At 61.7% G+C, this 9,901-nt stretch carries 11 protein-coding genes; 4 read left to right on the forward strand and 7 right to left on the reverse strand.

Annotated features, from left to right (window positions below):
• Nucleotides 1-9 precede the first annotated feature (9 nt).
• From BM059_RS20730 to arsH, 3 genes are read left to right on the forward strand one after another with little or no spacing between them, the layout of a single operon-like run.
• Nucleotides 10-1,293, forward strand: coding sequence for an arsenic transporter (locus tag BM059_RS20730; protein WP_074941179.1), 1,284 nt, complete (start codon nt 10-12; stop codon nt 1,291-1,293).
• Nucleotides 1,294-1,308: 15 nt separating this feature from the next.
• Nucleotides 1,309-1,779, forward strand: coding sequence for an arsenate reductase ArsC (locus BM059_RS20735; RefSeq protein WP_074941180.1), 471 nt, complete (start codon nt 1,309-1,311; stop codon nt 1,777-1,779).
• 10 nt (nt 1,780-1,789) lie between these two features.
• Nucleotides 1,790-2,479, forward strand: a complete 690-nt coding sequence (gene arsH / locus BM059_RS20740) for an arsenical resistance protein ArsH (protein WP_074941181.1) — start codon at nt 1,790-1,792, stop codon at nt 2,477-2,479.
• Nucleotides 2,480-2,551: 72 nt separating this feature from the next.
• Here arsH and BM059_RS20745 read toward each other — a convergent pair whose 3' ends face one another.
• Together BM059_RS20745 and BM059_RS20750 are read right to left on the reverse strand one after the other, a co-directional pair.
• Nucleotides 2,552-2,914, reverse strand: coding sequence for a hypothetical protein (locus BM059_RS20745; RefSeq protein ID WP_074941182.1), 363 nt, complete (start codon nt 2,912-2,914; stop codon nt 2,552-2,554).
• Entirely contained in the window at nt 2,907-3,374 is a 468-nt protein-coding gene (locus BM059_RS20750; RefSeq protein WP_074941183.1) for a hypothetical protein, read from the reverse strand. The genes BM059_RS20745 and BM059_RS20750 overlap by 8 nt, the downstream gene beginning before the upstream one ends.
• Before the next feature lie 216 nt (nt 3,375-3,590).
• Here BM059_RS20750 and BM059_RS20755 point away from each other — a divergent pair, with 216 nt between their 5' ends.
• Nucleotides 3,591-4,145 (forward strand): nucleotidyltransferase family protein, encoded by a 555-nt coding sequence (locus tag BM059_RS20755; RefSeq protein ID WP_074941184.1) that lies wholly within the window; start codon nt 3,591-3,593, stop codon nt 4,143-4,145.
• Between the two features lie 265 nt (nt 4,146-4,410).
• Here the strand turns inward: BM059_RS20755 and cyoE are convergent, their stop codons facing one another.
• From cyoE to cyoA, 5 genes are read right to left on the reverse strand one after another with little or no spacing between them, the layout of a single operon-like run.
• Complete coding sequence (cyoE, locus tag BM059_RS20760; protein WP_074941185.1) at nt 4,411-5,367, reverse strand: heme o synthase; 957 nt, start codon at nt 5,365-5,367, stop codon at nt 4,411-4,413.
• On the reverse strand, nt 5,367-5,702 hold the full coding sequence (cyoD, locus tag BM059_RS20765; RefSeq protein WP_037004643.1) for a cytochrome o ubiquinol oxidase subunit IV: 336 nt from the start codon (nt 5,700-5,702) through the stop codon (nt 5,367-5,369). The genes cyoE and cyoD overlap by 1 nt, the downstream gene beginning before the upstream one ends.
• The gene (cyoC, locus tag BM059_RS20770) at nt 5,703-6,332 is read right to left on the reverse strand and encodes a cytochrome o ubiquinol oxidase subunit III (protein ID WP_037004640.1); all 630 of its coding nucleotides are present in this window, start codon (nt 6,330-6,332) and stop codon (nt 5,703-5,705) included.
• Nucleotides 6,333-6,334: 2 nt separating this feature from the next.
• A complete protein-coding gene (cyoB, locus tag BM059_RS20775; protein WP_074941186.1) occupies nt 6,335-8,323 on the reverse strand; it encodes a cytochrome o ubiquinol oxidase subunit I in 1,989 nt (662 codons plus the stop codon).
• Nucleotides 8,324-8,325: 2 nt separating this feature from the next.
• Nucleotides 8,326-9,243: a ubiquinol oxidase subunit II gene (gene cyoA / locus BM059_RS20780; RefSeq protein ID WP_074941187.1), complete on the reverse strand. Its 918-nt coding sequence runs from the start codon at nt 9,241-9,243 to the stop codon at nt 8,326-8,328.
• Between the last annotated feature and the right edge of the window lie 658 nt (nt 9,244-9,901).

Here is a 9,901-nt window from a genome sequence, read left to right on the forward strand (position 1 = left end):
GTACACCGCATGCTGATCGCCGTCGCTATCTTCCTGTTCACCCTGATTCTGGTCATCTGGCAGCCCCGAGGTCTCGGCGTTGGCTGGAGCGCCTCGCTCGGCGCGGTGCTGGCCCTGGCCACCGGCGTGGTCAGCTTCGCCGACATTCCCACCGTGTGGGACATCGTGTGGAATGCCACGGCGACCTTTATCGCCGTGATCATCATCAGCCTGCTGCTGGATGAAGCCGGCTTCTTCGAGTGGGCGGCGCTGCACGTGGCGCGCTGTGCGGGCGGCAGCGGCGCGCGCCTGTTCGCCTTCAGCATCCTGCTCGGTGCTGCGGTGTCGGCGTTGTTCGCCAACGACGGCGCGGCGCTGATCCTCACCCCCATCGTGATTTCCATGTTGCTGGCGCTGCGCTTCTCGCCGGCCTCGACCCTGGCCTTCGTCATGGCCGCCGGCTTTATCGCCGACACCGCCAGCCTGCCGCTGGTGGTGTCGAACCTGGTCAACATCGTCTCGGCTGACTACTTCGATATTGGCTTCGGCGCCTACGCCGCAGTGATGGTGCCGGTGAACCTGGTCAGCGTCGCCGCCACCCTGCTGGTGCTGTGGCTGTTCTTCCACCGCGACATCCCGGCGCGCTACGAAGTGGCGGCGTTGCAGGCGCCCAGCCAGGCAATCCGCGACGTCAGCACCTTCAAGGTCGGCTGGGCGGTGCTGCTGGCGCTGCTGGTCGGGCTGTTCGCCCTCGAGCCGCTGGGCATCCCCATCAGCGCGGTGGCGGCGGCCTGTGCCGCGTTGCTGTTCGCGGTCGCCGCGCGTGGTAAGCGCATCGCTACCGGCAAGGTGCTGCGCGAGGCGCCCTGGCAGGTGGTGATCTTCTCCCTCGGCATGTACCTGGTGGTCTACGGCCTGAGCAATGCCGGCCTGACCGCCGAGCTGACCCGCCTGCTCGACAGCTTCGCCGCGTACGGCATATGGGGCGCAGCGCTGGGCACCGGCCTGCTCAGCGCGTTGCTGTCGTCGCTGATGAACAACATGCCTAGCGTGCTGATCGGCGCCCTGGCCATCGACGCCAGCCAGGCCAGCGGCGCGGTGCGTGAAGCGATGATCTACGCCAACGTGATCGGCTGCGACCTGGGGCCGAAGATCACCCCCATTGGCAGCCTGGCCACCCTGCTCTGGCTGCACGTACTGGCGCGCAAGGGCATCCGCGTGACCTGGGGTTACTACTTCAAGGTCGGCATCGTGCTCACCCTGCCGGTACTGCTGCTCACCCTTTCGGCCCTGGCCCTGCGCCTGAGCCTCTGACCTGGAGTCTTGACGATGAAAGTCCTGTTCATGTGCACGGCCAACAGCTGCCGCAGCATCCTCTCCGAAGCCATGTTCAACCACCTGGCGCCGAGCGAACACCAGGCGGTGAGCTCCGGCAGCTTCCCGCGCGGCGAGGTGCTACCGCGCACTCTGGTGACCCTGCGCGAGGCCGGCATCGCCACTGAGGGCCTGAGCAGCAAGGGCAACGACGCCTTCGAAGGCTGCCCGCCGGACATCGTCATCACCGTCTGCGACAAGGCAGCCGGCGAGGCCTGCCCGGTGTACTTCGGCCCGGCGCTGAAAGCCCACTGGGGCCTGGAAGATCCGTCCCACGTGGCAGGCGACGAGGCCACCATCGACGCCGCCTTTCACGCCACCCTGGCGCATATCGAACGGCGCTGCCGCGCCTTCCTCGCCCTGCCCCTGGCGGACATGAGCCGCGAGACGTTGCAGCAGGCGCTCAACCGTATCGGCCAAGAGTGAGGACACGCGCATGAACGACAACCTGCCCAATCTCGACCTCGACCTGCTGCCAGCCCAGCGCGACGATTCGGCTCAAGCGCCGCGCATCCTGCTGCTGTACGGCTCCACCCGGCCGCGCTCGTTCAGCCGCCTGCTGGTGCAGGAAGCCGCGCGCCTGCTGAAGCACCTGGGCTGCGAGACGCGCATCTTCGACCCCTCCGGTCTGCCCTTGCCCGACGACGCACCGGTAGAGCATGCAAAGGTGCAGGAGCTGCGCGAGCTGATGCAGTGGTCCGAAGGCCAGGTGTGGTGTTCGCCGGAACGCCATGGCGCCATGTCGGCGGTATTCAAGGCACAGATCGACTGGGTGCCGCTGGCCATCGGCGCGGTGCGCCCGACTCAGGGCAAGACCCTAGCGGTGATGCAGGTCTGCGGCGGCTCGCAGTCGTTCAACGTGGTCAATCAGTTGCGCGTACTCGGCCGCTGGATGCGCATGTTCACCATCCCCAATCAGTCATCGGTACCCAAGGCCTTTCTCGAATTCGGCGATGACGACCGCATGCAGCCCTCCCCCTACTACGACCGCCTGGTGGACGTGATGGAAGAGTTGGTGCGCTTCACCTGGCTACTGCGCGACCATCCCGAGCTGGTGGACCGCTACTCCGAGCGCAAGGAGTCGGCCGAGGCGCTGTCGCAGCGGGTCAATCAGCGCAGTATCTGAAAATCGTGGGAGGCGCTTGAGCGGTGACAATCGCGGCTCAAGCCGCTCCTACGCAGTCGAGCGGCATGCCGATCAGGCGGCAGCGATGTAGAGCGGCGAGACTGCCACGTACAGCACCACCACCAGCACGCCCAGGATCAGCGCATTGAGTTGAATCCGCCGCACTTTGCCCAGGCCGGCAAACTCCTTGGCGACACTCGACACGAAGACGGCCCCTACCACCAGCATGGCTGGCATGGAGACCAGCATGTCGGCAAGCCAACTGTTCATCAGTCGCTCGCTGCTCGGGTAGAGCTCCTGACTGATCGCCATATAGCTGGACCTGGCGCTGACCATGCCCCAGTACGCCGCTACAGTGATGAGTTGCAGCAGGAGCAATGCCAGATTGCATAGCGTCTTCAGGCGCGGGAAACGACCTCGATCACGGTTAGCCACAGAGCAGGCTCCCATTCTGGGTCTGCCCCATCATGTCCTTGATCACCCCACGCACCTTGGTGTCGGCCAACTGCCCGCCACTGGACTCGACCTTCACACGGCTCAACGAAAAACTGGCCTCGTTGTCGGCGTCATAGATGGTGAAGGTGACGTCTACGCTGCCACTGAATAGCAACGTACCCTTGAGTTCGATTTCTCCCAGCTTGCCGACCAGCGATGAACGACTGCACAGCCAGGCGTGCTTGCTCGCATCGATCTTCATCCAGGAGGTCTCGATATGGCCGGCGATCAGCGTGCCACTGTTACCGCCGACTTCAGGTCCGGTAGCGATACCGAACACCTGCGGTTTCTCGGCACTCGAACGCCTGATCTGGATGTAGACGCCACTGAACAGATTGAAGCCAATGCTGGTCTTGGGGATGGCAGCGCCGACGCCGCTGGCCAGGATCTTCATTTCCATTACATGTTCCTTATGTAGAGGTGGATCGACTGTGGAGCTTGGAGCAATGCAGCCCGCTTTGCCATGAACGAGCCCACAAACAGGCGCTCCTGAGCGGCTCACCGCTTCAGACCTTCCGCGTCGGTATTGGTGCCGTGCGTTCAACATGCCGCACTAACCCAGAGCACCAGATCAACTGAACAGGCAGCCAACGAACATGGCTGATAGGCTGCGCGTATGAATCTCGTTGCTCGCCTACAGACCCTAATCGCCAACGACCCTCGGCGCCTGCGAATCCTGCAGCAGGTACGCGAGCTCGACCTACCTGACTGCTGGGTGGCAGCCGGTTTCGTGCGCAGCGCGGTCTGGGATCATCTGCACCAACGCAGCGACTCGCCGCTGCCAGAAGATATAGATGTGATCTGGTTCGACCGCAGCCAGACCTCCCCTGCTCGCGATGCTGAGCTGGAGACGGTCCTGCGCCAACAGGACGAATCGCTGCAGTGGTCGGTGAAGAATCAAGCACGCATGCACCTGCGCAATGGCGATGCGCCTTACGCCTCGGCGACCGAGGCGATGCGGCACTGGCCGGAGACTGCGACGTCGGTGGCCGTGCGACTAAATGAGCAAGATGAGGTTGAAATTGCCGCACCGCTCGGCCTGGAAGACCTGTTCGAGCTGATCGTGCGCCCGGCCGGAAGGTTCAAGGACGAGAAACAGCCGATCTACCGGGAACGCTTGAGTAGCAAGAACTGGCAAGCCACCTGGCCGCAGTTAAAGGTGCTGCCGTAGGGTGGATGTCGCTTTTTACATCCACCAATGGTGGATCGAGAAGCGTGATCCCCCCTACGGAGCAAACACCGTGGGGGGCGCTTCAGCGGCGACAATCGCGGCTGAAGCCGCTCCTACAAAGTAGACGTAGCCTGGGTAGAGCGGAGCGAAACCCGGAAGCGGATTACCCGGGTTTCGCGGTGCTCTAACCAGGCAGGTTAAATGTCCACCTACTGGTGGATGGAAAAAGCGACATCCACCCTAGGGCCCTCCCACGGAGCCAAGTTCAGATACCGGCCACCACCGCGCAGATGCCCTGCGCGCTATCGGCGAACTGGCTGCACAGGTGATTGATGGAAGTCACCAGTACCTGCTCCGGCGAGGAGATGAAATCCACCGACATCATCACGCTGAGCATGGTGATACTGATGATGGAGAAGGTGAACAGCTTGCGCGCCCACACTCGATCATCGACGGCCTTGTAGCCCGACACGCCCATCCACAGCCAGTAGGCACCGCTCAGCGCGGCGACCACGAAGTAGCTGTAGCCGGCGTAGCCGCTGAGCGTCAGCATCAGGGTCGCGACCACGAAGGCAGCGATGTACAGCACGATCTGCCGCTTGGCCGCCGAGATCCCCTTGATGACGGGCAGCACCGGGATGTTCGCGGCCTGGTAGTCATTGAAACGGAAGATGGCGATGGCATAGGAATGCGGCATCTGCCAGAGGCTGAAGATCAACAACAGGATGGCGGCGCCGGCATCGAACTCGTTGCTCACCGCGCAGTAGCCGACCACGGGCGGAGCCGCCCCGGACAGGCTGCCGACCAGGGTGCCGTACACAGAGCCACGCTTGAGCCACAGGCTGTAGAGGCCGACGTAGACCACAAAGCCCATGAGCACCAGCATCACCGCCAGGGTATTGGTGGCGGCGTATAGCAAAGCCACCCCCGCTACCCCGAGCACGCAGGCATAGGCGATGGCGTGCACAGGCGATACCAGCCCCTGCGCCAGGACGCGATTACGCGTGCGCTCCATCTTCTGGTCGATGTCCCTATCGATGTAGTTGTTGAACACGCAGCCTGAGGCGATCACCAACGAAACCCCGAGCGCTGTCGCAAGGTACAGCGCCAGGTTCGCATCGCCGCGCGAAGCCAGGAAGAAACCGCCCGTCACGGAAATCAGATTGCCGAAGACGATGCCCGGCTTGGCGAGGTTGAGGTACTGCTTCAGGAGCGCCAGCATCAGTTGATCATCATGTGGTAGTGCATGCTCCACATGATCCAGACCGACAGGCCGACCACGAACGCGATGATCAGCACGGTGAAGATCATCGAAACGACGTTCCAGCGGCCCTCTGCGTCGGTTTTCATGTGCAGGAAGTACACGAGGTGGACGAGCACCTGCGCCAGGCCGAAGAGCACCACGGTGATCAGGGTCGCGCCACGGCTCAGGCCCAGCACGTCAGGATGCATGACCAGCATGAAAGGGATCACGGTGAGGATCACCGACAGGATGAAACCGGTCAGGTAATCCTTGAAGCCCACGGCGTGGGCGGCGTGATTGTCTTGGTGAGCCATTTACAGCACCCCCATCAGGTAGACGACGGTAAACACGCAGATCCACACCACATCGAGGAAGTGCCAGAACAGGCTGAGCAGCCCCACGCGGGTCTTGTTGGTGTCGGTCAGGCCACGGCTGCCAACCTGGAACATCAGCACCAGCATCCACAGCAAACCGGCACTGACGTGCAGGCCGTGGGTGCCGACCAGGGTGAAGAACGCCGACCAATAGGCGCTGACCTGCGGCCCGGCACCTTCATGGATCAGGTGGCGGAACTCATACAGCTCGATGCTGATGAAGGCCACGCCGAACAGGAAGGTGATGCCCAGCCAGCGCAGTACGGCGCGCTTGTCGCCCCGGTAGGTGGCGAGCATGGCCATGCCGTAGGTGATACTGGAAAACAGCAGCGCGAAGGTTTCCACCAGCACCAGGTGCAGGCCGCCGCCGAGCATTTCCTTGGCGGTGGGGCCACCGGCGAAGGAGTTGCTCAGCACCGCGAAGGTGGCGAACACCGTGGCGAAGATCAGCAGGTCGGTCATCAGGTAGACCCAGAAGCCGAACAGCTTGATCCCACTGGTGTCGTGGTGGTGCTCATGACCATCGTGGCCATGAGCGTCATGTGGAAAATGGGGTTCGTATGCGGTCATGGTTATGCCTGTACGACTGCGTTGGCTTTGGTTTGGTGGTGCGCCTGCTCGATCCGCGCGATCTCTTCGGGCTGCACGTAGTAGTCGATGTCTTCGTCGTAGGAACGCACGATGAAGCTGACCACGGCGCCGACCAGACCCACGATGGCGAGCCACCAGATATGCCAGATCATGGCGAAGCCGAAGGCGATGACGAACGCCGACACCACCAGGCCGTTACCGGTGTTCTTCGGCATGTGGATCGGCTCGTAGTGCTCCGGCGCAGGCATCAGCTCGACACCGTTCTTCTTCGCCTCATAGAAGGCGTCGATCTTGTCCGCCGTCGGGATGACCGCGAAGTTGTAGAACGGTGGCGGCGAGGACGTCGCCCACTCCAGGGTGCGGCCATCCCAAGGGTCGCCGCTCACATCGAGGTTTTCCTTGCGCTTGATGTAGCTGGTGACGAACTGCACCACGGTGAACACGATGCCGATACCGATCAGCACCGCACCGACCACGGCCACCTGCACCCACGGCACCCAGGCCGGGTTGTCGAAGTGGTTGAGGCGACGGGTCATGCCCATGAAGCCCAGCACGTACAGCGGCATGAAGGCGAAGTAGAAGCCGAGCAGCCAGCACCAGAACGAGTAACGGCCGAAGCGATCAATCAGCTTGAAACCGAAGGCTTTCGGGAACCAGTAGATGATGCCCGCCAGGTAGCCGAACACCGCACCGCCGATGATCACGTTGTGGAAGTGGGCGATCAGGAACAGGCTGTTGTGCAGCACGAAGTCAGCAGCCGGCACCGCCATCAGCACACCGGTCATGCCGCCGATGGAGAAGGTCACCAGAAAGCCCAGGGTCATCCAGGTCATGGCGTTGAGCTGCAGGCGGCCACGGAAGATGGTGAACAGCCAGGTGAAGATCTTCACCCCGGTGGGGATCGCGATGATCGAGGTCATGATGCCGAAGAAGGCGTTGACGCTGGCACCGGAACCCATGGTGAAGAAGTGGTGCAGCCACACCACGAACGACAGCACGCCGATGGCCGCGGTCGCCCAGACCATCGAGGCATAGCCGAACAAGGTCTTGCGCGAGAAGGTCGCCACCACTTCGGAGAACACACCGAACGCCGGCAGGATCAGGATGTACACCTCCGGGTGACCCCAGATCCAGAACAGGTTGGCGTACATCATCGGGTTGCCGCCCAGTTCATTGGTGAAGAAGTGGAAATCCAGGTAGCGGTCCAGCGACAGCATCGCCAAGGTCGCGGTCAGCGGAGGGAAGGCGCCGCAGATCAGCACGCAGGTCACCAGGATGGTCCAGGTGAAGATCGGCATCTTCATCAGGCTCATGCCCGGTGCACGCATCTTGAGGATGGTGGCGATGAAGTTGACCCCGGTCAGGGTCGTGCCCAAGCCCGACAGCTGCATGCTCCAGATGTAGTAATCCATCCCCACGCCGGGACTGTACTGAATCCCTGATAACGGCGGATAAGCCACCCAGCCAGTCTTGGCGAATTCGCCCAGGCCCAGCGACAGGTTGATCAGCAGCGCGCCACCGACGAACAGCCAGAAGCTCAGCGAGTTCAGGTAGGGGAAGGCCACGTCACGCGCACCGATCTGCAGCGGCACGACGATGTTCATCAGGCCGGTGACCAGTGGCATGGCCACGAAGATCAGCATGATGATGCCGTGCGCGGTGAAGATCTGGTCGTAGTGCTCAGGCGGCAGGTAGCCCTGGCCGTCGCCATGGGCCATCGCCAGGTGGGTCCGCATCATGATGGCGTCAGCGAAGCCACGTACCAGCATGACCAGCGCGACGAGGATGTACATCACGCCGATTTTCTTGTGGTCCACCGAGGTGAGCCACTCGCGCCACAGATGGCCCCACTTCTTGAAGTAGGTCACTGCCGCGAACAACCCCAGACCACCCAGCGCCACGATGGCCAGGGTGATCATGATGATTGGCTCGTGGTACGGAATAGCGTCCAGCGTCAGTTTTCCAAACATATTCACTCCTGCACCTCCGCTGCTTCGTGCATGGCCGTGCTGTGGGAATCTTTCAGGGTCACGTACTGCCCGATCACCTTGTTGAACAGGTTCGGTTCGACCTGGCCGAAGTAACGGATCGGGTAGATCGGGTAGCGGTGGTTGACCATCTCGCCAGGCTCACCCACCTGCTTGAAGGCGGCGAAGTCCATGACCTCGGGCGACTGCTTGACCTTGTCGACCCACTGCGCGAAGCCTTCGTCGCTGACCGAGTGGGTGGTGAAGCGCATGGCCGAAAAGCCTTCGCCGCTGAAGTTGCCGGACTGGCCGAAGAACTCGCCCTGCTCGTTGGCGATCAGGTTGAGCTGGGTGCGCTGGCCGCCCATGGCGTAGATCATCCCGCCGAGTTGCGGGATCGACAGCGCGTTCATCACCGTGTCGGAGGTGATGTGGAAGGTCACCGGGGTCTGTTCGGGAATCACCAGCTCGTTGACCACGGCCACGCCCTGGTCCGGGTAGATGAACAGCCATTTCCAGTCGAGCGAGACCACCTCGATGTTCAGCGCTGGCTTGTCCGATTCGATCGGGCGGTAGGGGTCGAGCGAATGCGAGGTTTCCCAGATGATGATCGCCAGAACCACGACGATGATCAGGGGGACGCCCCAGACGACCAGTTCGATCTTGTGCGAATGTGCCCAGTCGGGCATGTAGGTGGCCTTCTCGTTCGACTCGCGATAACGCCAGCCAAACCAGACAGTCATGACGATCACGGGGATGACCACGATCAGCATGAGTCCGATGGAGATCAGGATCAGATTGCCCTGCTCGACACCGATCTGCCCTTTCGAGTTGAACAGTGCCCAGTCACATCCACCGAGCGCTGAGCAGGCAATCGCCATCAGCAACCAGCGCACACAACGATGGTATTTCTCTTCTTTCATGTCACGACCTTCAACTGAGTGATGTCCCACATTCGGCTTCAGTTGCCGTGCGGCCCATCGAGTAAAAGGCCGGCAGCGAAAACTCAGAGCTTGAGCATCCGTGCAAGCGAAGCGGTAAAACCGTGGGAATCGACGATGTTGCCGGCTAAAAGGGCCTCATACAATTCGTTAGCGGCCTACTTATGAGCGAACTTACAGCACCTTTGCGACACGTTTCGAAACATTTACGCAAAGATTTGAAACACTTTGCAGCAAGAACCCAGCAAAGATCAAAATGGGTGCGACAAATGACCACAGCCCCGTTTTAGAGCTATTTGTCAGCAAATTGACAGGAATCATTGATAGAAAAGATGCCGCCAGCTGACCGCACGGTTGACCTTGACATCGAGGGAATTTCTAGATTCAGAGCCCTCGCACAAGGCGCTTTCGCCCTGCGAAAGGCAGGGGCGCAGAGCGGCGGTCAGACAGAGGGCGGGGACGACTGGCTGAGTAGCCCGGATGCAATCCGGAGCCATTGGCTGCGGCCAAAAATCATCGCGGCTAAAGCCGCTCCTACCCCTATTCCGTAGGAGCGGCTTCAGCCGCGATAGCTTCACCTAACCCACACGCAACCCGGCACGATTCGATGTGTGCCCCGGATTGCATCCGGGCTACGCAA

It is taken from the genome of Ectopseudomonas composti (assembly GCF_900115475.1).
Taxonomy (GTDB): Bacteria; Pseudomonadota; Gammaproteobacteria; order Pseudomonadales; family Pseudomonadaceae; genus Aquipseudomonas; species Aquipseudomonas composti.

Excerpts from the sequence above, each read along its gene's own strand:
- BM059_RS20735 (WP_074941180.1), top strand. The coding sequence starts at position 1,309 with ATGAAAGTCCTGTTCATGTGCACGGCCAACAGCTGCCGCAGCATCCTC.
- cyoE (WP_074941185.1), bottom strand. The coding sequence starts at position 5,367 with ATGCTGGCGCTCCTGAAGCAGTACCTCAACCTCGCCAAGCCGGGCATC.
- BM059_RS20730 (WP_074941179.1), top strand. The coding sequence starts at position 10 with ATGCTGATCGCCGTCGCTATCTTCCTGTTCACCCTGATTCTGGTCATC.
- cyoD (WP_037004643.1), bottom strand. The coding sequence starts at position 5,702 with ATGGCTCACCAAGACAATCACGCCGCCCACGCCGTGGGCTTCAAGGAT.
- arsH (WP_074941181.1), top strand. The coding sequence starts at position 1,790 with ATGAACGACAACCTGCCCAATCTCGACCTCGACCTGCTGCCAGCCCAG.
- cyoA (WP_074941187.1), bottom strand. The coding sequence starts at position 9,243 with ATGAAAGAAGAGAAATACCATCGTTGTGTGCGCTGGTTGCTGATGGCG.
- cyoC (WP_037004640.1), bottom strand. The coding sequence starts at position 6,332 with ATGACCGCATACGAACCCCATTTTCCACATGACGCTCATGGCCACGAT.
- BM059_RS20750 (WP_074941183.1), bottom strand. The coding sequence starts at position 3,374 with ATGGAAATGAAGATCCTGGCCAGCGGCGTCGGCGCTGCCATCCCCAAG.
- BM059_RS20755 (WP_074941184.1), top strand. The coding sequence starts at position 3,591 with ATGAATCTCGTTGCTCGCCTACAGACCCTAATCGCCAACGACCCTCGG.
- cyoB (WP_074941186.1), bottom strand. The coding sequence starts at position 8,323 with ATGTTTGGAAAACTGACGCTGGACGCTATTCCGTACCACGAGCCAATC.